The organism is Paraburkholderia sediminicola, from assembly GCF_046026855.1.
GTDB lineage: Bacteria > Pseudomonadota > Gammaproteobacteria > Burkholderiales > Burkholderiaceae > Paraburkholderia > Paraburkholderia sediminicola_A.
Window position 1 is genome coordinate 1 of record NZ_JAQQET010000015.1, and the last position, 23,599, is coordinate 23,599.

General features: G+C 61.3%; 23 protein-coding genes. 9 read left to right on the forward strand and 14 right to left on the reverse strand.

Features of this window, described 5'->3' with window-relative positions:
• Positions 1–153: 153 nt before the first annotated feature.
• The 3 genes from ltaE to PQR40_RS17770 form a co-directional block, all read right to left on the reverse strand.
• Positions 154–1,161, reverse strand: a complete 1,008-nt coding sequence (gene ltaE / locus PQR40_RS17760) for a low-specificity L-threonine aldolase (protein ID WP_408509501.1) — start codon at positions 1,159–1,161, stop codon at positions 154–156.
• A 60-nt stretch (positions 1,162–1,221) separates the two neighbouring features.
• Positions 1,222–1,986 (reverse strand): peptidoglycan DD-metalloendopeptidase family protein, encoded by a 765-nt coding sequence (locus tag PQR40_RS17765; protein ID WP_408240426.1) that lies wholly within the window; start codon positions 1,984–1,986, stop codon positions 1,222–1,224.
• 137 nt (positions 1,987–2,123) lie between these two features.
• Positions 2,124–2,435, reverse strand: a complete 312-nt coding sequence (locus PQR40_RS17770; RefSeq protein ID WP_028198297.1) for a cupin domain-containing protein — start codon at positions 2,433–2,435, stop codon at positions 2,124–2,126.
• 249 nt (positions 2,436–2,684) lie between these two features.
• On the opposite strand from PQR40_RS17770, the gene PQR40_RS17775 reads away from it, so the two are divergent.
• Together PQR40_RS17775 and PQR40_RS17780 are read left to right on the forward strand one after the other, a co-directional pair.
• Complete coding sequence (locus PQR40_RS17775; RefSeq protein WP_408240431.1) at positions 2,685–3,005, forward strand: hypothetical protein; 321 nt, start codon at positions 2,685–2,687, stop codon at positions 3,003–3,005.
• A 168-nt stretch (positions 3,006–3,173) separates the two neighbouring features.
• Positions 3,174–3,935 carry a DUF2968 domain-containing protein gene (locus PQR40_RS17780; protein ID WP_408509502.1) on the forward strand — a complete coding sequence of 254 codons (762 nt, stop codon included), beginning with the start codon at positions 3,174–3,176 and terminating at the stop codon, positions 3,933–3,935.
• A 131-nt stretch (positions 3,936–4,066) separates the two neighbouring features.
• On the opposite strand, the gene PQR40_RS17785 is transcribed toward PQR40_RS17780, so the two are convergent.
• From PQR40_RS17785 to PQR40_RS17815, 7 genes are all read right to left on the reverse strand, one after another.
• The gene (locus tag PQR40_RS17785) at positions 4,067–4,384 is read right to left on the reverse strand and encodes a DUF4148 domain-containing protein (protein WP_408240436.1); all 318 of its coding nucleotides are present in this window, start codon (positions 4,382–4,384) and stop codon (positions 4,067–4,069) included.
• 265 nt (positions 4,385–4,649) lie between these two features.
• Entirely contained in the window at positions 4,650–6,059 is a 1,410-nt protein-coding gene (gene gnd, locus PQR40_RS17790; protein WP_408240439.1) for an NADP-dependent phosphogluconate dehydrogenase, read from the reverse strand.
• Positions 6,060–6,222: 163 nt separating this feature from the next.
• Positions 6,223–6,873 carry a DUF938 domain-containing protein gene (locus PQR40_RS17795; RefSeq protein WP_408387828.1) on the reverse strand — a complete coding sequence of 217 codons (651 nt, stop codon included), beginning with the start codon at positions 6,871–6,873 and terminating at the stop codon, positions 6,223–6,225.
• Positions 6,874–6,885: 12 nt separating this feature from the next.
• Positions 6,886–7,491 (reverse strand): pyridoxamine 5'-phosphate oxidase family protein, encoded by a 606-nt coding sequence (locus PQR40_RS17800; protein WP_408387830.1) that lies wholly within the window; start codon positions 7,489–7,491, stop codon positions 6,886–6,888.
• A gap of 140 nt (positions 7,492–7,631) precedes the next feature.
• Complete coding sequence (locus tag PQR40_RS17805; protein ID WP_408387832.1) at positions 7,632–8,501, reverse strand: NAD-dependent protein deacetylase; 870 nt, start codon at positions 8,499–8,501, stop codon at positions 7,632–7,634.
• A 51-nt stretch (positions 8,502–8,552) separates the two neighbouring features.
• The gene (locus PQR40_RS17810; RefSeq protein ID WP_408387834.1) at positions 8,553–8,792 is read right to left on the reverse strand and encodes an oxidoreductase-like domain-containing protein; all 240 of its coding nucleotides are present in this window, start codon (positions 8,790–8,792) and stop codon (positions 8,553–8,555) included.
• Between the two features lie 153 nt (positions 8,793–8,945).
• Entirely contained in the window at positions 8,946–9,710 is a 765-nt protein-coding gene (locus tag PQR40_RS17815) for an SDR family oxidoreductase (protein ID WP_408509503.1), read from the reverse strand.
• A gap of 238 nt (positions 9,711–9,948) precedes the next feature.
• Here PQR40_RS17815 and PQR40_RS17820 point away from each other — a divergent pair, with 238 nt between their 5' ends.
• Positions 9,949–10,806, forward strand: a complete 858-nt coding sequence (locus PQR40_RS17820) for a polysaccharide deacetylase family protein (protein ID WP_408240458.1) — start codon at positions 9,949–9,951, stop codon at positions 10,804–10,806.
• Between the two features lie 63 nt (positions 10,807–10,869).
• Here the strand turns inward: PQR40_RS17820 and PQR40_RS17825 are convergent, their stop codons facing one another.
• Together PQR40_RS17825 and PQR40_RS17830 are read right to left on the reverse strand one after the other, a co-directional pair.
• Positions 10,870–12,282, reverse strand: coding sequence for a DUF2252 domain-containing protein (locus PQR40_RS17825; RefSeq protein WP_408509504.1), 1,413 nt, complete (start codon positions 12,280–12,282; stop codon positions 10,870–10,872).
• Positions 12,283–12,438: 156 nt separating this feature from the next.
• A complete protein-coding gene (locus PQR40_RS17830; protein ID WP_408240464.1) occupies positions 12,439–13,452 on the reverse strand; it encodes a hypothetical protein in 1,014 nt (337 codons plus the stop codon).
• 429 nt (positions 13,453–13,881) lie between these two features.
• Here PQR40_RS17830 and motA point away from each other — a divergent pair, with 429 nt between their 5' ends.
• Together motA and motB are read left to right on the forward strand one after the other, a co-directional pair.
• Positions 13,882–14,751: a flagellar motor stator protein MotA gene (motA, locus tag PQR40_RS17835; protein ID WP_408240467.1), complete on the forward strand. Its 870-nt coding sequence runs from the start codon at positions 13,882–13,884 to the stop codon at positions 14,749–14,751.
• Positions 14,752–14,765: 14 nt separating this feature from the next.
• Positions 14,766–15,755: a flagellar motor protein MotB gene (gene motB, locus PQR40_RS17840; RefSeq protein ID WP_408240470.1), complete on the forward strand. Its 990-nt coding sequence runs from the start codon at positions 14,766–14,768 to the stop codon at positions 15,753–15,755.
• Positions 15,756–16,657: 902 nt separating this feature from the next.
• Here motB and mctP read toward each other — a convergent pair.
• Entirely contained in the window at positions 16,658–18,139 is a 1,482-nt protein-coding gene (mctP, locus tag PQR40_RS17845; protein WP_408240472.1) for a monocarboxylate uptake permease MctP, read from the reverse strand.
• The gene (locus tag PQR40_RS17850; protein ID WP_093634922.1) at positions 18,136–18,333 is read right to left on the reverse strand and encodes a DUF3311 domain-containing protein; all 198 of its coding nucleotides are present in this window, start codon (positions 18,331–18,333) and stop codon (positions 18,136–18,138) included. Before PQR40_RS17850 ends, mctP begins: the two co-directional genes overlap by 4 nt.
• 454 nt (positions 18,334–18,787) lie before the next feature.
• On the opposite strand from PQR40_RS17850, the gene PQR40_RS17855 reads away from it, so the two are divergent.
• The 4 genes from PQR40_RS17855 to PQR40_RS17870 all read left to right on the forward strand — a co-directional run bounded on the left by PQR40_RS17855 (position 18,788) and on the right by PQR40_RS17870 (position 23,595).
• Positions 18,788–20,197 carry a cache domain-containing protein gene (locus tag PQR40_RS17855; RefSeq protein WP_408240475.1) on the forward strand — a complete coding sequence of 470 codons (1,410 nt, stop codon included), beginning with the start codon at positions 18,788–18,790 and terminating at the stop codon, positions 20,195–20,197.
• Between the two features lie 2 nt (positions 20,198–20,199).
• Positions 20,200–20,847 (forward strand): response regulator, encoded by a 648-nt coding sequence (locus PQR40_RS17860; protein ID WP_408240478.1) that lies wholly within the window; start codon positions 20,200–20,202, stop codon positions 20,845–20,847.
• 95 nt (positions 20,848–20,942) lie between these two features.
• Entirely contained in the window at positions 20,943–21,485 is a 543-nt protein-coding gene (locus tag PQR40_RS17865) for a hypothetical protein (protein ID WP_408387842.1), read from the forward strand.
• A gap of 160 nt (positions 21,486–21,645) precedes the next feature.
• On the forward strand, positions 21,646–23,595 hold the full coding sequence (locus PQR40_RS17870; RefSeq protein WP_408509505.1) for an arylsulfatase: 1,950 nt from the start codon (positions 21,646–21,648) through the stop codon (positions 23,593–23,595).
• The last annotated feature ends 4 nt before the right edge of the window (positions 23,596–23,599 follow it).

Genomic DNA, 23,599 nt, shown 5'->3' on the forward strand with positions numbered 1-23,599 from the left:
ACCAAAACGCCCACCAAAAAAAACCCCCGGGGGCCGCACTGCTGTGGCAGTGCGCCCGCTTTTCCTTCCCGGCATTCCGATCTTAGCCCTTCAATCCCGGTCTTTCAACTCGGCTGTTCAATCCGGGATTCCCAACATCGCCGTTCCGATCAATCAACGCGCGGCGAAATAACCCTTCACTGCGGCGATAAACGTATCGATATCCGCACGCGACACATCTTTATGCGTAACGAATCGCGACGCGTACAGCATCTGCGTAAGGATGCCGCGCTCCTTGAGCCACGCTTCGAGCGGCACGCAATCCTGCTGGGGAAACTGCGCGAACACCATGTTGGTCGCGATTGACTGCACCTTGACGTGGTCGATCGATTCGAGACCGGCGGCCAGATGCGCGGCGTTCGCGTGATCGTCGGCGAGACGTTCGACGTTGTGATCCAGCGCGTACAGGCAAGCCGCCGCCAGCACGCCGGCCTGGCGCATGCCGCCGCCCAGCACCTTGCGCCAGCGATGGGCCACCTCGATCAACGCCTGGCTGCCGACCAATACCGAGCCGACCGGCGCGCCCAGCCCCTTCGAAAAACAGATCGAGACCGAATCGAACGGTTCGCACAGCGCCGCAACCGGTTTGCCCGATGCGACTGCCGCGTTGTAAACCCGTGCGCCGTCGAGGTGAGCCGACAATCCGCGCTGACGCACCAACTGCACCGCCTCGGCGACGTAACCCGCCGGCAGCACCTTGCCGCCGATGGTGTTTTCCAGCGCCAGCAGCCGCGTGCGCGCGAAGTGATTGTCGATCGGCTTGATCGCGGCGGCGATCTTCTCGAGCGGAATCGAACCGTCTGCGGCATTCTCGAGCGGTTGCGGCTGGATGCTGCCGAGTACCGCCGCGCCGCCGCCTTCGTACTTATAGGTGTGCGCCAACTGGCCAACGATGTATTCGTCGCCGCGCGCGCAATGCGCCATCAACGCCGCCAGGTTGCTTTGCGTGCCGCTCGGGAAAAACAGGCCCGCTTCCTTGCCGGCGCGCTCCGCGACCGTTGCCTGCAGACGCAGCACGGTTGGGTCGTCGCCCCAGACGTCGTCGCCCACTTCGGCGGCCGACATTGCCGCGAGCATGGCCGCGGTCGGACGGGTTACGGTGTCGCTGCGCAAATCGATCATGATGAAAGCCTTGTATGTCTCTGTTTGTCTACGCTACGTGTGGGATTCATGCCGCCCGGCTCACCCGCCTGACTTCGGCAGCCACGCAAGCGGATCGACCGGCTGGCCGTTCTGGCGAACTTCGAACTGGATCGACGCCACGCCCCGGCTATCCACGCCGACTTCGCCGATCGTTTGCCCTTGCGCGACAGCGTCGCCTTCCTTGACCAGCAGCGTGCTGTTCTGCCCGTAGGCGGTAATCAGCGAGTCGTCGTGCTTGATGATGATAAGCGGACCGTACGCCTCGATACCCGTGCCCGCGTAAACCACCCGGCCGGTCGCGGCGGCCTTGACCGGATCGCCCGGGTGGCCGCCGATCACAATACCGTTCGACTTGCCCGGCGCAAAGGTCTTCAGCACGGGACCACGCAACGGCCACAGCAGCACGCCTTGCTGCGCAACACCAGCGGCGCCAGGCGTCGTGGCCGAACCATTCTGACCGGCAACATTAACCGGCGGTGTCACCACACTACCCGACGCCATTGGCGGCGCCACCCGCAGAACCTGCCCCGGATTGACCGCGGAATTCGACGCGAGGCCGTTCCATGCGGCAATCTCCTGCGGCCTACGGCCGTACGCCGACGCGATGGCCGCCAGCGTGTCACCCGGATTGGCGCGGTAGTAACCGGCCGGCACAGGGACCGTGCCAAGGGTGGTCGGATGGGATGGCGCGCTGCTGTAGAACGGCGTGCTGTCCCACGGCATCGACGTACAGCCGCTGATCATCACGCCGAATGTGGCTGCGATCAGCAACCGGGTCGCCGTGAATTGCCATTGTCTTGTCATGTGATTTTCCTCGACATTTGATTCAATCGGATTCAACCAGCCCGACGCATTTGCCGTGCCGCTCGCCGCGGCGCCTGTCCATTATGCCGCCGTGTGTATCGGCGATGGCTTTGACACAGCATCGGCGCAGGGAATCGTCAGACACTGCCCTCAGCCTCGACCACCAGAATGCGCGCCACACCAATTGGATGCGCGACATGCTCAGTGCCCACCGACGCGTAGAACACATCGCCCGTTTCCAGAATGGCCGACTGTTCCACGCCGCCTTCGCGGTAGCGCATCTCCACGCGACCATCGAGCACGGCGAATACTTCCTCGCCGTCGTTGACATGCCATTTGTACGGCTGGTCGGTCCAATGCAGACGCGTCGTGATGCCGCGCATGTTGGCGATATCGAGCGCGCCCCATGGACGCGTCGCGGTGAAGCTTTTGCTGCGAATGATCTTCATGGTGAATAGCAGGTTGAGAAGCAGACGCTGCCGGCGCGTTATCCGTGCCGCATACCGAACCATCCGGCCCGGCAGGATCACGCGTTTCGACTGGCCCTATTATAGGTGTTGCGGCAGGCACGACCGCTGGCACGAGATCGCTCGAGCACATTCGTGTGATTATTGAATCCTTTCAACCCTCGCCTATACTCAGTCATGCTGCCGGAACGCACCGTACGCAAAACGCCTGGATCCTGCGAGGAGTTGGGGATGAACAAAGCCACGTTTCTGGCCGTGCAACTCAACGTCGACGATATTGCGGCGTCGCCCGGTCTGGTCGAGTTGCTGAACACGCACCTGGTTTTCGCGGCAGACGTTGCCGAAGCCGCCGACGCGCTGGTCCAGCTTGCCAGTATCGCGGGCTTGGCGAGTGGCGTTGAAGCCAGCGTCGAGATTCCGGCTCTGGCGATCGAACGGCTGCGTGAGGCGCTCGACAATCTCAGCGGTTACGACGAATCCTGGTTGCTTGCCCTGGAACCCAGCCGCGCGTTGTTCGATGAAATAGGCCGCCGGCACCGCACCCTGCATTAAAGCCGCGCTCGCGCAAACGCATCCGCATTGCTGCGCACCCTCGGCGTTCACCGAAAAGCGCCGCCGGTCCGCCACTTTTCGCTCACCGCTCGAACCGCCAGATTGTCCGGCATGCTTGACCGTCGGCGCCGTCTGAAGGTTTCGGGCGAGTCAACCGGAGGAACCGCCGTGAAAAGTCTCCTGAACCGCCGCAGCGTACTGGCAGGCCCATCGCATCTCGTGCAGGTCGCGCGAGAGAACGCCGCCGATCCCGTCTCGCTCGACGACAGGGAGGACGCGGCGCTGGCCGCGGCGGCCGGCGTGACACCCGCCGCTACCGCGGCTGCGCCCCTCCCGGCCGCTGAGCCGGCGCGGCCGGTGACGACATTACGGCCGGTGCCGGTGGTGCCCTCCCAGGTCAGCGCGCGCGGCGTGCAGATGGCCGACACCGCCGAAATCGAATGGCTCGCCGAAGAGGAAGCGCTGACGCCGTTCCGCGTGTTCCGCAGCTTCGCTTATTCCGTGAGCCTGCTTTTTCACGCGAAGGAACTAACCTACTACGTCGCGCTGTATCAGGACGGCTCGCTGTGGCGCGCGCTCAAAGCCGCCGACCTCGAAGCTGCCGAAGCGGCCTTCCATCACTTCGAGGAACAGGCGACACGGCTCTCGGACGGCGAAACGCGCCGCGCGCAACTTGAGGCGCAAAACGAACAGCTTGCGCGCATGATCGCGCGCTCCGAGGCGCAGGCCGAACGGCTGCGCACGGATCTGCAACGGCGCGGTGCACAGGAACAGACGGTGTCGAACCGTCAGCATCAGTTGCACAAGGAGGTGTCGCAACTGGAAGCGCAACGCGTGGCCGCGCAGGCGCATCTGAACAAGGCGCATCGGCAGATTCATCAGCTCAATCTGACCAGCAACGAAGGAATTCCGCATTTGCCGAATCGTTGAGTCGCAGCCTGAAATCAAACCGACGGCTGACCCGCGCCGTAAACGACAAACGCCGCCCGGCAATCCGGTCGGCGTTTTTTATTACCCGCTACCTGTCAGCCAGGCGGCGTTTGCATCAGCTTCGGCGCAGATTAGTTGCCGAAGTAAACCGAGTTACGGTCGTTGCCGCTCACCGGACGGCCGGCTTGCGAGGTGCCTGCGATCGGCGAACCGTAGCCGCTGTTCACAGCTTGAGCAGTGCCGTTCTGCGCATCGACGCGTGCTTGTGCGGCCTGAATGTTAGCCGGATAGTCGATTTGATCGCCGATCGGGTTGTAGCCGGCCTTTTCGAGTTGCACGAGTTGAGCGCGGACTTCAGCGCGCGTAACCGGCTGGTTCGACTGGGCAAACGAAGCAACAGGAGCGACCAGAGCGGCGGCGACGACAACTGCAGAGATAAGAGTCTTCATGATGTAAACCTCCAGAACTTGTTTTGATTCGCTTTGGGCTCGTTGTCCCGTAGCGCTTAAGTACAAGTTTAGGAGCGCCGACACTTAGGGGAAACCCCTAAAACGACGAAACTCTATTTCGATTTTCGCAACAGTAGACGGTTTGTCGCCCCGCCATGCTATTTGCCCAATAGCTTTGAGCAATAATTGTCTGTCTCGATTTCAATCGGACCTGCAGCCCGGCGCACCTTATGGCAAGCGCGCGCCAGGCTACGGGTTCAAACGCTTAGCTCCAGTTCGCGTGGAAGCTGCCCGGCTTGTCGATACGTTCGAACGTATGCGCGCCGAAGAAATCGCGCTGTGCCTGCACCAGATTCGCCGGCAGGCGTTCCGAACGATAAGCGTCGAAATACGCCACTGCCGACGCGAATGCCGGCACCGGTACACCCGCATTGATGGCGGCAATCACCACCTCGCGCAACGCCGACTGATAGTTCTTCGCGATGTCGCGGAAGTACGGATCGAGCAGCAGATTGGCGATCCCCTTGTCTTTCGTATAGGCGTCCGTGATCTTCTGCAGGAAGCGGGCGCGGATGATACAGCCGGCGCGGAAAATCTTCGCGATCGTGCCGTAGTCCAGATCCCACTTGTATTCTTCCGACGCCGCTCGCAGTTGCGCGAATCCTTGCGCGTACGAAATCACCTTGCTGAAGTACAGGGCACGGCGCACCGACTCGATGAACGCGTCGCGCTCGGCGCCGAGCGGTTTGGCCGCCGGCCCTTCCAGCACCTTGCTTGCGGCCACGCGCTGCGTCTTCAGCGAAGACAGCACGCGTGCGAACACAGCTTCCGTGATCAGCGGCAGCGGCGCGCCAAGGTCGAGCGCGTTCTGGCTGGTCCACTTGCCCGTGCCCTTCTGCGCCGCGCGATCGAGGATCACGTCGACCAGGTCCTTGCCGGTTTCCTCGTCTTTCTTGCCGAAAATCTTCGAAGTGATTTCGATCAGATAGCTGTCGAGTTCGCCCTGATTCCACTCGGTATAGACCTTGCCCAACTCTTCGTTCGACAGACCGACAACCTGCTTGAGCACCGCGTAGCTCTCGGCGATCAGCTGCATATCGCCGTATTCAATGCCGTTGTGCACCATCTTCACGAAGTGGCCCGCGCCGTCCGGCCCCATGTACGCAACGCACGGTTCACCGTCCGGCGCCTTGGCGGCAATTTCGGTGAGGATCGGTGCGACCAGGTCATAGGCGTCGCGCTGACCGCCCGGCATGATCGACGGGCCTTTCAGTGCGCCTTCTTCGCCGCCCGACACGCCCGTGCCGATGAAATGCAGGCCGGCTTTTGCCAGTTCCTGATTGCGGCGGATGGTGTCGGTGAAATGCGTATTGCCGCCGTCGATCAGGATGTCGCCCTTGTCCAGCAGCGGCTTGAGCGACGCGATGGTGGCGTCGGTCGGCTCGCCTGCCTTGACCATCAGTAGAATGCGGCGCGGTTTTTCCAGCGACTCCACGAACTCTTCCAGCGTGAAGGCCGGCACCAGTTTCTTGTCCGGATATTCGGCGATGAGTTCGTCTGTTTTCTCGCGGCTACGGTTGAATACCGACACCGCGTGGCCGCGGCTTTCGATGTTGAGCGCCAGATTGCGGCCCATGACCGCCAGCCCCACCACGCCGATTGCCTGTTTGCCCATGTGAATTCTCCAGAGTCCAAAAAATGTCGAGACGCCGCGCCGGAAGAAACGTCGGCGGGACGTCGAGGGTGAAAGGATAAAAGAAATGCCGGCTTGGCGCTCGTTGGCGGGCAAGGAGCGGGACTTTCCGCCGCGCGCGGCGCCTCACGCAACCGAACGTCTGTCAGACTCGCGCCACGTCCAGGTGTTTCCTGAAAACCAGACTGAAATTATTCGCCGGCATCGCGATCGGTTCGTCGCACACGAATCCGACCGATGCGCCTAACGCTACCACGGCTTCCATGTCGCGCACGCCCCACGCCGGATCGCGGCTGCGCAATTGTTGATCGAACGCGTCGTTGCTCGGTGAAGTTTGCGCGCCGCCCCGTTTGTAAGGACCGTACAGATACAGTACACCGCCATCGACAAGACGGCGGCTCGCGCCGGCGAACAGCGCCTGCGTCGCGCTCCACGGCGAGATGTGAATCATGTTGATACAGACTACGGCGTCGAGCTTATTGAGCGTATCCAGCGTTTGCACGCCCCAATCCGTCTGATGCACGTCGAGGGCGAGCGGTGCGCGCACGTTCGCGAGCCCTTCGTGCGCGATCCACGCGGCAATCGACGCGCGCGCATCCGCATCGAGATCGCTCGGTTGCCAGTCAAGCCCGGGCATCGCGCCGGCAAAACAGATAGCGTGCTGGCCCGTGCCGCTCGCGATTTCCAGCACGCGGCCGGTGGCGGGCAGCACCTCGCGCAATACAGCAAGGATCGGTTCGCGATTGCGTTCCGCGGACGGCGAGCGTTGCCGCAGCGCCAGATGGGAATCAGTCATGTTCACTTTGTTTCAGTACAGGGTCGTGCGCACGCGTTCGGCAAGTTCACGGTCGTAGGTCACGGCATCGAAACTCGCACCGTTGATGCGCTGATGGATCGCGCCCGCACTCGGCAGGCGTGAACGTTCGACATGACGCGCCGGATCCCACAATTTCGAGCGCACCAGCGCCTTCGAGCAATGAAAGTACACCGCGTCGACGTCGATCAGCAGCACGGTGCGCGGCAGTTTACCTTCGACGGCGAAACTGTCCAGCAATTCCGGATCGTTGGAAATGCGGCCGCGGCCGGTCACGCGCAAACTTTCGCCGACGCCCGGAATGATGAACAGCAGCGCCAGATGCGGCTCGGCGATGATATTGCGCAGACTATCGATGCGATTGTTGCCGATGCGGTCCGGCAGCGCGAGCGTACGTTCGTCGATCACTCGCACGAAGCCCGGCGCGTCGCCGCGCGGTGAACAGTCGAGACCTTCGGGACCGGCGGTGGCGAGCACAACGAAGGGCGCGACTTCGATGAACGCGCGATAGTCTTCGTTGACGTAGGGAATTTCTTTGCGCACAGCGCGCTCGTGGGGCTGACCGTAGATTGCTTCGAGCTGTTCCATCGTCGTCAACATCGGCTTACCTTGTGTGTGGCGGTTGCTTTGAGTGAGAGCGGTGCTGCGTGAAGCGAGATTCGGACTGGGATTATGGGCGATTTACGCGGGCCGCGCGTGACTCGGGCGACCCGTTGGGCGGCAGGTTTCGAGCGGCCGGCTCAGCCCAGCGCAAGTCGGCCCGTCAGCGCGGTTAACGTATCGGCACAGGGTGCGATGATTTTCAGCGACAGCAGCGCATCGGCGCGCGTGCGCCCCAGATTGATCGCGACGATCGGCTTACCCAGCTTCTGCGCCCACACGCAGAAGCGGTAGCCCGAATAGACCATCAGCGACGAGCCGACCACCAGCACGGCGTCCGCCGCGTCGAGCGCATGCGAAGCCGCTTCGACACGCTCGCGCGGCACGCTTTCGCCGAAGAACACCACCGCTGGCTTCAGCACACCGCCGCAGTTCGTGCACGCCGGGATGCGAAAAGATTCGAGATCGTGCCACTCCAGATGCGCGTCGCCGTCGGCGGCGGTTTCGGCGGTGACGTTCAGCAGCGCGGGGTTGTCGGCTTCGAGTGTCTGCTGGATCGACGCGCGCGAATGCTGCATTCCGCAGTCCAGACAGGTCACTCCGTCAATACCGCCATGCAGCTCGATCACCTCGCGGCTGCCCGCCCGCTGATGCAAACCGTCGACATTCTGCGTGACGAGCGTCGGCACATGGCCCGCTGCCTCGAGCCGCGCCAATGCCGTATGCGCGGCATTCGGCTGCGCGTCGGCCACGACCGGCCAGCCCACCATACTGCGCGCCCAATAGCGCTGACGCATCGCCACGGTGCCAAGAAATTCCTGCAGCGTGATCGGCGGTGAACGCTTCCATTCACCGTTGTCGTCGCGATAGCCTGGAATGCCAGAGTCGGTGCTGATGCCCGCGCCGGTCAGCACGAACAGTCGTGGATAACGCTGCACGAAGGTATGCAGGTCGTCCAGCGTGTGCGATTCGTTGAAGGGTTCGATGTGCGCGAGCGGGAGGTCGGTCATGACGGAGACGTGGTATGGCTGTGGCCTGGGCGTAAAAACCGGAAACGCCGTTCAGCGGCGCGTGCGCGGTTTGCTCTGCGGCGCATGCGCCGTTCGTGCCGTTCGCGCCGTTCGCGCCTTCAGCGCCGCCTGCCGTGCTTGCCACTCGGCGAGCGCCGACTGATAGCGATCGAGCGCTTCATCGTAGAGATCGAAGACACACGGATTGCAGCCGCTATGACAACAATCGTCGAGGTCAGGCTGCACGGGCGGCACCGGCTGTGGGTCGTCCTTGGGTGTGGCTCGGGGCACGGCGAATGGCTTTTTCGAAAGCGGGAAGGCCTCAGTATAAGTTGATCTCCCGCGATACGCGCGGCGGCGGCTCGCGACTTGAGCCCGCGTCTTCAATTCACATCCAGGCCCTTTCCTTCTGCCCGCTCACGCCCGAACGCCGCGCCGCCGCGCTCAGCCCCTGCCGACGAACGGCATCGTGCTCGCCATGATGGTCATGAACTGCACATTCGCCGAGAGCGGTAATTCCGCCATATGCAGCACTGCGTCGGCGACGTGCTGCACGTCCATCAACGGCTCGACCGCGATCTCGCCGTTCGCCTGCGGCACGCCGCGCGCCATCCGCTCGGCCATTTCCGTCGCGGCATTGCCAATGTCGATCTGCCCGCAGACGATGTCGTATTTGCGGCCGTCGAGCGAAACCGCTTTTGTGATGCCCGTAATTGCGTGCTTGGTCGCCGTGTAGGCGATGCTGTTCGGCCGCGGCGCATGCGCCGAAATCGAGCCATTGTTGATGATTCGGCCGCCCCGCGGCGTCTGCGTTTTCATCAGACCGAAGGCCGCGCGTGTGCAGAGAAATACGCCGGTGAGATTGGTGTCGACCACCGAGCGCCATTCGTCGATAGCCAGTTCGTCGATATCCACGGGCGAGCCGTTGCGGCCCGCGTTATTGAACAGCACGTCGAGCCGGCCTAGCCGCGCGCGGATCGTGTCGAACAACGCGGCGACGCTGTCGGCATCCGTCACGTCGCAGGCAACGGCGAGCGCGTCGCCGCCGAGTTGCCGTGCTTCTTCAGCCACGACGTCGAGCGGCGCCTGGCGACGGCCCGCGAGTACGACGCTATAGCCGTGTTCCAGCAGCTTGAGCGCGCAGGCTCGGCCGATACCACTGCCCGCGCCCGTCACCAGCGCGACTTTCCTGATTCCCGTTCCTGTCACCGTGCGTCTCCTGCTCCGTTTTTGGCCCTAGCACCATACAACAGCCGATCGTCCATCACAAACGCAACGTCACAGCCGTTGTCGCGAAGCATGGTGTCTTTCAGCGTGCTTTCATTACTTCTGGTTACCCTCCGCAACAGCGTCGAACGACGCATCAATGGTATGGTTTGCCGTTGCGCGTCACGCGCGATTCAAGACCTTCCCAGGACGGAGGGAGGAAGACAGGAAGCACGCTTTTATGAACGAATTCACCACGCCGCCGCAGGGCGCCCCGTCCGCGCCGCAGCGCCGCTGGCCGCGCACCGGCTATCCGGCGATGCTCACGGCCACCGCCGCCTGGCACATTTTCGTGCTGGCCGGATGGCTGCTGGCGCCCGCCGCGTGGCCATGGTGGCTGGCCGCGATCTTCGCGAATCACGCTATTTTCACCGTGGCCGGCCTGTTGCCGCGCACCTCGCTGCTGGGCCCAAACTGGACGCGCCTGCCAGAGGGCACGCGCAACGCAGACGCGATCGCACTGACCATCGACGACGGTCCCGACCCTGTTGTCACACCGCAAGTGCTCGATCTGCTCGATGCCTTCGATGTGCGCGCCACCTTCTTCTGTATTGGCGCGAAAGCACAGCGCTATCCGGACCTCACACGCGAAATCGTCGCGCGCGGCCACACGCTCGAAAACCACTCGCAGGTTCACGTGCACACGTTTTCGATCACGTTTCCGGGCGCACTCACACGCGAGATCGACGCCGCGCAGCGCACCTTCGAGTCATTGAGCGGTGAGCGGCCAATGTTCTTCCGTGCACCGGCGGGGTTGCGCAACATCTTTCTCGAGCCCGTGCTGCGCAAACTCGATTTGCGACTCGCGGCGTGGACGCGGCGCGGCTACGACACGCGCGAGCGCGATCCGCAGGTGGTTACGCACCGGCTGCTCGACGGCCTTGCCCCGCGCGACATTCTGCTGCTGCACGACGGCAATGCCGCGCTCACCATCGAGGGTAAACCGCTGATACTCGCCGTTCTGCCACGCGTGATCGACGCGGCGCGCCGGCAGCATTTGCGGTTCGTGACGCTGCGTGAAGCACGTATCGACGACTGAACCGGGCACACCTTCCGCGCGGCTCGCTGACATATTCATCAGCAAGCCGCGCCAACACCGCGGTCAAACGCGGAAATCCGCTGCCATGTCTTCGTCCGTGCGCGCCTCGAGCTCGCCACTACGGCAGGCCTTCAGGAACACGTCGTAGTCACGCTCCACCTGGTTCGCGTAGCTGGCGGCGTAGCCGGCCAGCGATTCCGCGAACTGATCGCCACGGCCGATATACGCGCCGATCTCGATCGCCTGGCCGCTCGCTTTGGCATGCGCGCGCGCCATGATCCAGCCACAGAGTTTCGCGTAACCTTCCAGCAGATCGGTGTCGAACAACTCGATGTTCGCCGACAATTTCATGTCGCGCAGTTGCCGAAAATAGAAATGGCGCCCCGCCGGTCCACTCGCCCAGCCGAGAAAAATGTCGCTCGCCGCCTGCAACATACGCTGCCCCTGCACGACGCGTTCGCCCTCGTGCTTGATGGGCGGCGACTTATAGTACCGGGCGATCACCGACGGCCGCGCCTCCTTGATCTGCAGAAACAGCGGCTTGTCCATGTGATCGACGCTCAACACCACCATGCAGCGCGTGCCCACGCTGCCGACGCCCACCACTTTGAACACAATGTCCTGTACGGTGAAATGGCTCAGCAGCTCACGCCGGTCGTGCGACATCGTCTTCAGGTACTCGCCCCACATGCGCTCGAGCATCTTGCGCCAGTTGCCCGCCCTGTATACGTCACTCTCTTCCGGCGTAAATAGCGTATTCGCACCCAACACGTGGAACAACGCCGGCGGCGCATCACGGATCGTCCAGTGGTCGCCGTCGCGTTCCGCCATTTTCTCCAGCAGGTTTTCGTGCGTACGGCTCGCGGCCTTTTCCATGCCACGGCGCACGGTGCGACGACGCTCGGGGGTCAGGGCGGTTTCCGCCATCCGATCGAAGGTGATGCGGTCGTACCATAGTTCGAGTGCGCCGCATTGCGCGTATTGCGCCATGCGATCACGGTATTCGCTAACGGCTGTCATCACCAGGTTTTCTGCCGTACCACTGCTCAAACGCATGTGCCGCGCGGCGACTACAAGACTCGCAGTCAAACGTTTCAGGTCCCATTCGAAAGGACCGATCGCGACTTCGTCGAAGTCGTTCAGATCAAATACGAGTTGACGCTCCGGCGTCGCGAATCCGCCGAAATTCATCAGATGGCCGTCGCCGCAAATCGGCATGATGAGGCCGGTGTCGGGAACCTGGCTTAGGTCGTGGGCTTGAATGATCGCGGTACCGCGAAAAAAGGTGAAAGGCGATACGGCCATGCGCCCATAGCGCAGCGGCACCAGATTCGTAATGCGTCCCTCGCTGCTTTGCCTGAGCAACTCGATGGGGTTGCGGTTCAACTCCCCTACCGTACGATGGCTCGAACGTTTCGAGTGTTCGCGGGCCGCACGGCCACGGGCCTCCCGCTCGGCGATGGTGCTGGCTTTCATGCTCTTCTCCGGTTTCTGTACGAATCTTGACTATCGGTTCTAGAAGACTGCTTCTGCTGGCACGGTAAAACGGGACGTCTTATGAAACGGTGTGCGGGCATTCAGTATCGAATGCCACGCCGCCGGGTGCATCGAACTACGCAGTTACGTGAGCCATCACCAACGGTAACCCACACCGCCGAAAATCACATCTGAATCACGATCATAGCGTGTCACGACACGATTCCATTCGAGCCGCGCGTCCCAGTGATCGGTCAGGCGATACGAGCCCGCGATCGTGACGAGGCCGGAAAACTTCCCGGCGCCCGGGCCCGGCGTCAGGCTGTTTTCGTACTCATTGATCGCATAGTAAGCGCCCACGCCGAGTCCCAGCGTAACTTTGTCGTTGAGGAACGCACGGGTCGCCCACAACTGGCTGGTGATACCGTCGCGACGCGACGCCTTGCTGCTGCCTTCGTGCAGATAGCCGACCGTCACGTCGAGGTATTTCGCAAGGCCACGACGGTATTCGATCGCGCCGCCCAGCGCGCTCGGCGAGTCAGTCGAATTGATGATGGTCTGGCCAAGGTACACCGCCACTTCGTTGTTGGTGACCTTGTGCGTGCTGCCGCTCGCCCAGTCGCGCGGCCCCGGGGTGCCTGGGGCATCGAGCTGATAGCCGACGCCGAACATCACGCTTGTCGCATCCGGCCCGCGTTGCACATGCACGCGATTCAACTGCAGTTGTGTAATCCACCGGCTCGACGCGTAGTACGCCGCGCGCACGCTATACACGACACCCCAGCCGTGGGTGTCGGAATAACTTCCGCCTTGCACGGCGGTAGTGGTGTCGAAGTAACGGTATGGGCCGACGCCCGCCTGCAGGACGAACTGTGGGCTCCCCACGGGAATGCGGCCCCATAGCTGGACCATCTGGCCGTCGCGATGATGATCGGGAATGTGCCCTTCATTGAGCCACGTGAAGCTCGCGGCGAAGTATTGCCCGAGCCCCTCCTGATAGTTGAACGCCCACGTGTAAGTGTTCGTGTTCCCCGCGCGCGAGCCACCGCCAAATAGCGAAAACTCCTGAGCATGGACGACGCTGGATGAGAACAGAAGAGGGAGACCGGCGATGCACGAAGCCGCCGTGATTGCCAGCCTGCGGCTAACAGCCGAATTCAGATTCTGCATGCAGTTCACACTCCGGATGGGCCGCTGTCGCTGCCGGGATTCATGAGCCGACGAGAAGCCGGATGACGGCTTTGAGCGCCGGGACCGGTCGTCTTTACAAATTGTTTGCCATGCTAGCAGAGCACTTGGCGACATGCATTTTGAATAGATCTGCCCTGCGTCGACGTTGTCAATTATCCAGTCCGGGAATATCCATAATTGGTTGCAGTCGCAACGATAGGCCGCAATGTGGACAAAATTACCGGAAGCCGATTCGAAGAATTAACCAATTGGTGAATATTTTCATTTCTACGGGTAGTCGACACTTCAGACATCGCGAATCCAGCCGTTTACCGGTACATACGAAACTTTTGTGACGCGCGCGAAAAGACTCCTGAAATGGGGCCTGTTCTGTCGAACGTTCGTCGCGCAAGGGTAATCGGAGAAAGCATGTTTGTCGTAATTGGCTGGGTGGTGGTAATCGGTTCTGTCATCGGTAGTTTTCTCGGTGTGGGTGGGCATCTTCTCGCGCTCGTTCAGCCGTTCGAATTACTCTGTATTTTCGGCGCGGCGATCGGCGCGTTTGTCGTGAGCAATCCGACCTCCACGCTGAAGAAAACCATCAAGACGATTCCTTCGTGCTTCAAAAGCGGCGGTTACACGAAAGAGAAATATCTCGAACTCATCGCCCTGCTCTACGAGTTGCTTCAGAAGGCGCGCAAGGAAGGCATGATGTCGCTCGAAGCCGACGTCGCAGCGCCCCAGGAAAGCGTGCTGTTCCAGAAGTATTCGCACGTGCTGGAGGACCATCATCTGCTCGACTTTATCGTCGACTATCTGCGCATGATGTCCGGCGGCAACGTGAACGTGCTCGAGGTGCAGGATCTGATGGACGAAGAGCTGGCCACGCATCACGCGGAAGCGTCGATCGCGGCCAACGCGATTCAGAAGATGGCCGATGGCTTACCTGCATTCGGCATTGTGGCCGCCGTGATGGGCGTGGTCCATACGATGGGCTCGGTCGGCGCGCCGCCCGCCGTGCTCGGCGAAATGATCGCCGGTGCGCTGGTCGGCACGTTCCTCGGCATTCTTCTCGCCTATGGTTTTATCGGCCCCGTCGCCGATCTGCTCAATGCCAAGGGCCGCGCCGAAGCCAAACCTTATCAATGCGTGAAGGCCGTGCTGCTCGCTTCGCTTTCCGGCTATGCCCCGCCGATTGCCGTCGAATTCGGCCGCAAGGTGCTATTCACCGCCGATCGTCCGAGCTTCCAGGAACTCGATGACGCCGTGCGCGCTACCAAGATGCCCAAATCGGCCTGAAATGGAGCGGCATCATGAGTGAAAGAAAATCGAGTGCGTCGCAGCAGGGCGAAATACCCGCGGCCGTGATCGTGCGCCGCTCGAAAAAGGGCGACGATCATGGCGCCCATCACGGCGGCGCATGGAAAATCGCTTACGCCGACTTCGTCACCGCGATGATGGCGTTTTTCCTGTTGATGTGGCTGCTCGGCTCGACGTCGAAGTACGACAAGCAGGGCATCGAGGACTATTTCAACACTCCGTTGTCGAGCCTGCTCGGCGGCAATGAGGGCACGGCCGCGGCGCGCCCGAGCGTCGTGCAAGGCGGCGGCCGCGACATCTCCGACTCCCGGCCCGGCGTTGGCAAGAAGAGCCAGACTGAGCCCACACCACCGGCTGCGGCCCCATCGGCCATAGCGCCCTCGGACGCGGCGCGGCTCCAGCAGTTAAAAGAGAAGCTCACTGCCTTGATCGAACAGAGCCCGGCATTAAAGGCCTTCAAGGATCAGATACGCATTTCGATCACCAACGAAGGCCTGCGCATCGAGATCGTCGACTCGCAGAACCGGCCGATGTTTTCGTCCGGCAGTCCGAAGCTGCAGCCTTACGCCGTGACGATCCTGACGCAAATCGGCGCCGCGCTCAACGATGTGGAAAACCGCATCTCGATTGCCGGCCACACCGACGCGGTGCCCTACACGGCCGGGCCGGAAGGCTATTCGAACTGGGAGTTGTCGTCAGAGCGCGCCAATGCCGCGCGCCGCGCGCTGGTGGCCGGCGGCATGCATGGCGAGAAACTGCTGCAGGTGCGCGGGCTTGCCGATGTGTTGCCGCTGAACAGCAATGTCGCCGACGAACCGACCAATCGGCGCATCAGCATCCTCGTGCTGAATAAGGCTGCGGAGCTCGCCTTCTTCCGCGATGGTGGCCGTACTACGATCGATGAAAGTTCGCCCGCCAGTTCGGCTATTCCAGCGGCAATTGGGCGGTCCCAGCCGGTTGGTGTTTCGCGTAGCATGCCGTAGTGTTTTTTTTGTCTGTCTGGATTGGTTTTGGTGTTGTCTGTTTACCTGCGGTTTTGGACTTTTCTTGATCTGGCTTCTTTGGCCTTTCCTTGAATTGTTAGTGGTTTATTAGCGTCGCCCCTGTGCGGGGCAGGCACCTACTTTTCTTTGCCTGCTGCAAAGAAAAGTAGGCAAAAGAAAGCAGCTCAAACCACTAACTCTTAAGTGGGTCCCCTGGCTTGGAAGGGTTAGTGGTGCATCTGGAATCTGTGTTCCCGCACACTCCGCGTTCGTGACAAGGCTGTCATACTTCCGGCAGCGCCGCGCGCGCCGACGCGCACCTCATAAAACCACCCGCTGCGTTTTACGCTCCCACTTTTTACCCAGTGCCGTCGCTCGCCGTTGCGTTGCCACTGCCACTGCCACGGCAACTGAAACTGCAGCCACGGCTATGCCTATGGCTGCAACATCCACACACTGACATTTCATTCGAAGAGGGGCATGAGTGCGGATGCGTCTCGCCGAGGCGAAGCCGACGGCTCCCACCGCGCCCAAACGAAGCCCCCGGTTTCCCTGGCAGACCCATCCGCGACGCACGCAGTGCGGAGTGGGAGCTGATGAGCGCTTTGTCACTCACGCGGAATGTACGAGGATACGGATTCCAGATGCACCACTACCGCAACTGTGCGGGGGACCCGCTTAAGAATTAGCGGTGTGAGCCGCTTTCTCTTGCTTACTTCTCTTTGCGGCGGCAAAGAGAAGTAAGTGCCTGCCCCGCACAGGGGCAACGCTAATAAACCAATAACAATTCAAGGAAAGGCCAACACCGCAGGCACACAACCAAAAAGCGCCGCGCGGGCAAACAAAACAAGGCAACGCCGTAGGCAACCAGACATAAAGCGCCAGCCAGCCAAACCCCAACTTCAAACCGCAACCACACCCCTCCTCGGCGACAAAACCGACACCACAAAACTCACAACAATATTAGCCGCCAACGCAATCAACCCAATATAAAGCGGATAGGTCGCATCACCGATATGAAGAGCAAACACCGGCTTAAGCCCTTGCGAAATGGCCATCCCCGTCCCAATCACAATCCCGGCAAGCCACCCAAGAAACAATCCCGGCGTGTTCAACCGCCGCGTATACAAAGAAAACACAATAGCCGGGAAAATCTGCAAAATCCAAACCCCACCCAGCAACTGCAGATCAATCGCATACTGCGTCGGCAAAAACACAATAAACAACAGCGCGCCGAACTTCACGACGAGCGAAGCAATCTTCGCGGTCGATGCCTCCGCCTCAGGCGTGATATTCGGCGAGACGAGCGGGCGCCACAAATTCCGCGTGAACAGATTGGCCGCGCCAATCGACATGATCGCGGCGGGCACCAACGCGCTAATCGCAATGGCCGCGGCCGCAAAACCGACGAACCACGACGGAAACAGCGTATTGAACAACGCCGGCACCATGTCGGACGCCGACTTCACATGCACGCCGGCCGCAATCGCCATATAGCCGAGCAACGCAATCAGTCCCAGCAACAGCGTGTATGCCGGAAGAAAAATTGCATTCTTACGCACTGTATTCGCCGACGATGACGACAATACCGCCGTCATCGTATGCGGATACATGAACGCCGCCAGGGCCGAGCCCAAAGCAAGCGATGCATAAGCGGTGAATTGCGTCGGCTTCAAAATGATCCCGGTTGCGCCGCCCTTGGCCTTGAAATACGTATCGGCTGCATCGAACACATGCGCATAGCCGCCGAGCTTCGCAGGAATCAGCCATACAGCCGCGATCACGACGATGTAGATCATGATGTCCTTAACGAACGCGATCATCGCAGGCGCCCGCAAGCCGCTCGCGTACGTGTACAGCGCAAGAATCACGAAGGCGACGATCAGCGGCATTTCGCCGGTCACGCCGAGCCCCTTGATCACCACCTGCATCCCCACGAGCTGTAGCGCGATATACGGCATCGTCGCGACAATACCGGTGATCGCAACGGCAGCAGGAAACCACTTGCCGCCGTATTCACCCTGCACGTAGTCCGCTGCCGTGATGTGGTTCTTCGCATGAGCGATCTTCCACAGCTTCGGCATCACCGCGAACACGAACGGATAGACAATGATCGTGTACGGCAGCGCAAAGAAGCCATACGCGCCCACCGAATACACCAGCGCGGGCACCGCGATCACGGTATAGGCGGTATAGAAGTCGCCGCCCACGAGGAACCACGAAATCACCGTACCGAACTGGCGGCCACCCAGACCCCACTCGTGCAATTGCGTCAGATCGCCCCGCTTCCAGCGCGCGGCAAAAAAACCGATCACGGTGACGAGAACAAAGAACGCGATAAAGACGGTCATCGCAACCGGGTTCACAGGATTGACATCGCTCATTTGACACCTCGATACACGACGTAAATCAGTAGCGAGGTCAACGGAACCCACAAGAACTGATACCAGTAAAAGAACGGGAAGCCGGCGAACGAGGGACGCGTGTCGTTATAAAACGGCAACCACAGCAACGCAATGTACGGGATCAGCAAGATAAGCCATAGCCATGAACGGCCGGCAGATTGGGAGGTCTCCACACACTTCTCCTAAGTCTATTATTGAAACCGCGCGCCATGACTTGTGGCCGGGCACGCGGAAAACCGGTTACCTGATATTAGGCGGCAAAACCGGAGTTTGCTTTTTGCACAGCGCCAGAGCGCGACGGCCGCTACACCCCGGCGAGTCGAACGTTCATACGAATGAGCAATGGCCTCGAAGCACGTCATGCACGGGGCGTGCAGATGCCCGCTCGCGGCGACGGCAAGCGCCATCGCCTTGCGACAGTACGCACACTGGCATTGAAACCGGATTCATATGTCTCCTGCCTGATTATAAAAATGCCGGGGCGGCCCGGACACCGCGACACCGCACGCCAGAAGGCGCGATACGTCGCGGGGATGTAGTATTCGCCTTCGTGAGCGTCCTCACAAGCGCGCAACTACGTAAGCCGGCTACGTACTACTACGTAGCCCATCGGCCGCCCTTTCAACGATGAAACTCAAAGCGAAGATTGTCCTGCTGGCGATCGTGCCTTTTCTGGCGGCCATCGCCAGCATTGAAACCGGTGTCCGTCAGGAAGCCACGGCGCTCGCCGAGACGCAGCACGCGACCACCCAGGCCGCGTACATGGCCAGCAAGGAAATCGAACTCAAACACTACGTCGAGCTTGCGACCACGGCGATCGCCCCGCTCTACAACGCCGGCCACGACAACGCGCGCGACGATGCGATGCTGCGTACCCGCGCGCTCGACATGCTCGAAAAAATGGATTTCGGCAAGGACGGCTATTTCTTCGTCTACGACATGCACGGCCGTTCGCTGATGCATCCGCGCGAGCCCGACCTCGTCGGACGCGATCTATGGGCGCTGCGCGATCCGCAGGGCACACTGACGATCCAGCAACTGCTCGCTGCGGCCTCGCGCGGCGGTGGTTACGTGCGTTACGTGTGGCATCGTCCGTCGACAGGCAAGCTCGCGTCGAAACTCGGCTACGTGGTGCCGCTCGAACGCTGGGGCTGGATGATCGGCACCGGCATCTATCTCGACGATATTGACGCCACGCTGGCGCACATCGATCAGGGCGCGGCGGCCAACATCGATCGCACGATGCAGTGGATCGACGGTATCGCCGTGGCCGGACTCGCCGTGATCGCATTGTGCGCACTGGTGCTCAACGTCACCGAATATCGCAGCGCTGACGCAAAACTGAAGCGGCTCGCGCAGCAGGTGGTCGACTCGCAGGAACACGAACGGGCACGCCTGTCGCGTGAATTGCACGACGGCATCAGCCAGATGATGGTTTCCGTGAAACTGCTGCTCGAATCGGCACAGGCGCGTTTCGAGCGCAGCGACGTGCGAGTGCCCGCAGCGGAAGCCGCGCTATCAACCAGCGTCGCGCGCATCGGCGACACCTTGCGTGAAGTGCGCCGCATTTCCCACGCGCTGCGTCCGTCGATGCTCGATGACCTCGGCGTAGCGGCCGCACTGGAGCAGCTCACGCGCGAGTTGAGCGATGAATCGGGTATCCAGATCGGCTTCACGCAGATCGCACATACAAACGCGGTGTCTTTGCCGGAGGCGGTAAACACCGTGCTGTTCCGTATTGCTCAGGAAGCGCTGACGAATATCGTGCGACACGCACACGCATCCAGCGCGGCGCTATCGCTGGAGGTATCGAACGACGCCGTTACGCTGACGATCTCGGACAACGGGCACGGTTTCGACGTGGCGCACGCACTCGTCAGTCTTCGCGCGGGCGTGGGCCTGCGCAATATGCGCGAGCGGCTGGACGCGCTGGGCGGCAAGCTGTCACTCAGTTCGCAAGCCGGCCACACGATCGTGACCGCGCGCGTGCCAGTCGTTGCGTCTGCGCACCAATCGCCGCCCTTGCAGGAAATCTGATCATGAATGACATCTCACTCGCTATCGCACGTTTGATTCTGATCGACGACCACCCACTCGTACGCGATGGTTTGCGCGCCCGCCTCGAAGCCGTGCGCAACATCGAAATCGTCGGCGAAGCGGGCAATGCGCAGGAAGCGCTCGCGCTCGCGGCCAGCCACGAACCTCATCTCGTGCTGATGGACGTTGGAATGAACGGGATGAACGGCATCGCGCTGGCCGGCATGTTTCACGAGCGCTTCCCGGCGATACGCGTGCTGATGCTGTCCATGCACGACAATCTCGAGTACGTGACCCAGGCGGTGCGGGCGGGCGCCAGCGGTTACGTGCTCAAAGACTCCCCCGCCACCGAAATCATTCAGGCGATCGGCGCGGTGCTGGAAGGCAAGACGTTTTTCAGTGCGGGGCTGGGCGCGCGATTGATTCAGGCATCGGCGACACAATCGCCCATTGAACGGCTCACACCGCGCGAGCGCGATATTCTCGATGCGCTCGCGGAAGGCCTCTCGAGCAAGCAGATCGCTCAACGCAACGACCTGTCGGTGCGCACAGTAGAAACGCATCGGCTGAATCTGAAACGCAAGCTCGATATCGAAGGTCAGGCCGAGTTGATCAAGTTCGCCGTCGAGAATCGGCGTAAAAGCCAATGAGGTCCTGAGCCACCGCTGCATAATCTCAACTGAGTAGCCGAGAATCAAAACCGTCGACCCGTCTACCCACGCTCGACATCCGGGAGCCCAGGACGATGAAACGCCTGATCCAACAACCTCTGTTCAGTCTGCTGCTCTGCCTGGCCGCCACTCACGCCCACGCAGAAGCGCAACGCGTCAACCGTGGCCACGACCCGTTCTTTCAAGTATCCAAAGCGATCAGCGAATGCCCGGTGCCCTTAGGCCCGCTCGAAACCGAGCAGGAATGGCTCGACGACAGCCATTACCGGATCGAGCGCGGCAATAGCTGCTGGGTGGAAGGCCGTTGCCGTCTGTGGAACGCGTACCTCTACGACGTGGAAATCGCCGACGCCGTCCAACGGCGTCTCGCCAACATCAATTACGCTACCCACTGGCGCGAACAGTCAACGCTGTGGCTCACACTGCAACGCCGCTTCATTTACGTGCAAGGCTGCGTTGCGCCGGGCTTCGACAAACAGACATTCCTCGCAGAACTCGCTAGAACCGCGGATGTCGATCGCGTGATCGACGACACTACAACCGATCCGCACGCAGCGTCGCTCCCCTATAAGACGCTTGCGGATCCGGACAAACCCGTGACCGATCCGGGCAACTAGCCGCGCATAGAACACGCACGAAATAGCGCCACGCGTTATATCCCCCATCACGCTCTAGCGCCTATATCGACAATCGAACATAGCAACGCAGAAATCGATCTTTGGCCGTCCTGACGTCATTGCTAACATCGGCGACCCGACATATCCGGTCAGCACAACAATGACAACACAACGATCGCAACGCCCCACCCTTCGTCTTGGCATTATCGGCGCGGCCGTCGCCAGCCTCGTCGTGCTCGCCTCCTGCGGCGACGATAATCTGCCCGGACCGGCTGCTGCTGCGCCCGTGGTCGCGCAGAAGCGCCCGAACATTCTGTACATCATGGCCGACGACCTCGGCTATTCCGACATCCATGCCTTTGGCGGCGAAATCAACACGCCCAACCTCGACGCATTGGTCCAGTCGGGCCGCATCCTGACGAATCACCATACCGGCACCGTCTGCGCCATCACGCGCTCAATGCTGATCTCCGGCACCGATCACCATCTGGTCGGCGAAGGCACGATGGGGGTGCCCACCGACGAACGCAAAGGCCTGCCTGGCTATGAAGGTTATCTGAACGACCGCGCGCTGTCGGTCGCGCAATTGCTGAAAGACGGCGGTTATCACACGTACATGGCCGGCAAGTGGCACATTGGCTCGGGTATCGTCGGCAGCACGACGGGCGGCGGGCAGACGCCGGATCAATGGGGCTTCGAGCACAGCTATGCGCTGCTCGGCGGCGCCGCGACCAATCACTTTGCTCACGAACTGGCGAACTCGCAGAACTACACCGAAGACGGCAAGTACGTGCAACCCGGTCAGCCTGGGCAACCGGGCGGCGCAGGCGGCAGCCCCGCCGTGTTCTACTCGACCGACTTCTACACGCAACGCCTGATCTCGTACATCGATTCGAACAAGGGCGACGGTAAGCCGTTCTTCGCTTACGCGGCCTACACGTCACCGCACTGGCCGCTGCAAGTCCCCGATCCTTATCTACACAATTACGTCGGCAAATACGATGCCGGCTACGACGTGATCCGCAACGCGCGCATTGCGCGGCAAAAGGCGCTCGGCATCATTCCGAACGACTTCGTGCCTTATGGCGGCGCATCGGAAACGCTTGTAGCAACAGCGGCCACCGCAAACAACGGCACCGCCAATGCGAAGTATGTGAGCGCCGTGCATAGCGCCGCGCAGGGCTATACCGACTATGGTCCAGGCAACGTGAACAAGACATGGGCAAGCCTCTCGCCCGCCGAGAAGAAGGCCCAGGCGCGTTACATGGAAATCTACGCGGGCATGGTCGAAAATCTCGACCACAACATCGGCCTGCTGATCCAGCATCTGAAAGACATCGGCGAATACGACAACACCTTCATCATGTTCCAGTCGGACAACGGCGCCGAGGGCTGGCCAATCGACTCCGGCGCGGACCCAACCGCCACCGACACAGCCAACGCCGCGGACCCGGTCTATTCGACACTCGGCACCGACAATGGCAAGCAGAACGCACAGCGCCTGCAATACGGTTTGCGCTGGGCCGAAGTGAGCGCCACGCCGTTCCGTTTGACGAAGGGTTATTCGGGTGAAGGTGGCGTATCCACGCCATTGATCGTCCATCTGCCGGGTCAGACCGCCCAGAAACCCACGCTGCGTGACTTCACGCACGTGACCGATAACACCGCCACGTTCCTCGCCGTCGCGCAGATCCCGCCGCCCACACAAGCCGCGCCACCGCTGATCAATACGCTCACCGGTGTCGATCAGAACAAGGGCAAGGTGGTCTACAACAATCGCTACGTTTATCCGATCACCGGGCAGTCTTTGTTGCCTTTGCTGAACGATCAGACTACCGACGCCGTGCACACCGCGTCGTTCGGCGACGAAGCCTACGGCCGCGGCTACCTGCGCAGCGCCGACGGCCGCTGGAAAGCCTTGTGGACCGAACCGCCCTTGGGCCCGGTGGATGGACACTGGCAACTGTTCGACATGAGCGCCGACCGCGGCGAAACGCAGGACGTGTCGACGCAGAATCCGTCCGTAATCGACGGCCTCGTGCAACAGTGGAACACCTATATGAGCAGCGTCGGCGGTGTCGAACCGTTGCGTCCGCGCGGTTACTACTGAGCAC

Excerpts from the sequence above, each read along its gene's own strand:
- PQR40_RS17860 (WP_408240478.1), top strand. The coding sequence starts at position 20,200 with ATGAATGACATCTCACTCGCTATCGCACGTTTGATTCTGATCGACGAC.
- PQR40_RS17825 (WP_408509504.1), bottom strand. The coding sequence starts at position 12,282 with ATGAAAGCCAGCACCATCGCCGAGCGGGAGGCCCGTGGCCGTGCGGCC.
- PQR40_RS17800 (WP_408387830.1), bottom strand. The coding sequence starts at position 7,491 with ATGTTGACGACGATGGAACAGCTCGAAGCAATCTACGGTCAGCCCCAC.
- mctP (WP_408240472.1), bottom strand. The coding sequence starts at position 18,139 with ATGAGCGATGTCAATCCTGTGAACCCGGTTGCGATGACCGTCTTTATC.
- PQR40_RS17795 (WP_408387828.1), bottom strand. The coding sequence starts at position 6,873 with ATGACTGATTCCCATCTGGCGCTGCGGCAACGCTCGCCGTCCGCGGAA.
- PQR40_RS17870 (WP_408509505.1), top strand. The coding sequence starts at position 21,646 with ATGACAACACAACGATCGCAACGCCCCACCCTTCGTCTTGGCATTATC.
- PQR40_RS17830 (WP_408240464.1), bottom strand. The coding sequence starts at position 13,452 with ATGCAGAATCTGAATTCGGCTGTTAGCCGCAGGCTGGCAATCACGGCG.
- PQR40_RS17785 (WP_408240436.1), bottom strand. The coding sequence starts at position 4,384 with ATGAAGACTCTTATCTCTGCAGTTGTCGTCGCCGCCGCTCTGGTCGCT.
- PQR40_RS17765 (WP_408240426.1), bottom strand. The coding sequence starts at position 1,986 with ATGACAAGACAATGGCAATTCACGGCGACCCGGTTGCTGATCGCAGCC.
- PQR40_RS17855 (WP_408240475.1), top strand. The coding sequence starts at position 18,788 with ATGAAACTCAAAGCGAAGATTGTCCTGCTGGCGATCGTGCCTTTTCTG.
- PQR40_RS17805 (WP_408387832.1), bottom strand. The coding sequence starts at position 8,501 with ATGACCGACCTCCCGCTCGCGCACATCGAACCCTTCAACGAATCGCAC.
- PQR40_RS17775 (WP_408240431.1), top strand. The coding sequence starts at position 2,685 with ATGAACAAAGCCACGTTTCTGGCCGTGCAACTCAACGTCGACGATATT.
- motA (WP_408240467.1), top strand. The coding sequence starts at position 13,882 with ATGTTTGTCGTAATTGGCTGGGTGGTGGTAATCGGTTCTGTCATCGGT.
- PQR40_RS17865 (WP_408387842.1), top strand. The coding sequence starts at position 20,943 with ATGAAACGCCTGATCCAACAACCTCTGTTCAGTCTGCTGCTCTGCCTG.
- motB (WP_408240470.1), top strand. The coding sequence starts at position 14,766 with ATGAGTGAAAGAAAATCGAGTGCGTCGCAGCAGGGCGAAATACCCGCG.
- PQR40_RS17770 (WP_028198297.1), bottom strand. The coding sequence starts at position 2,435 with ATGAAGATCATTCGCAGCAAAAGCTTCACCGCGACGCGTCCATGGGGC.
- gnd (WP_408240439.1), bottom strand. The coding sequence starts at position 6,059 with ATGGGCAAACAGGCAATCGGCGTGGTGGGGCTGGCGGTCATGGGCCGC.
- PQR40_RS17820 (WP_408240458.1), top strand. The coding sequence starts at position 9,949 with ATGAACGAATTCACCACGCCGCCGCAGGGCGCCCCGTCCGCGCCGCAG.
- ltaE (WP_408509501.1), bottom strand. The coding sequence starts at position 1,161 with ATGATCGATTTGCGCAGCGACACCGTAACCCGTCCGACCGCGGCCATG.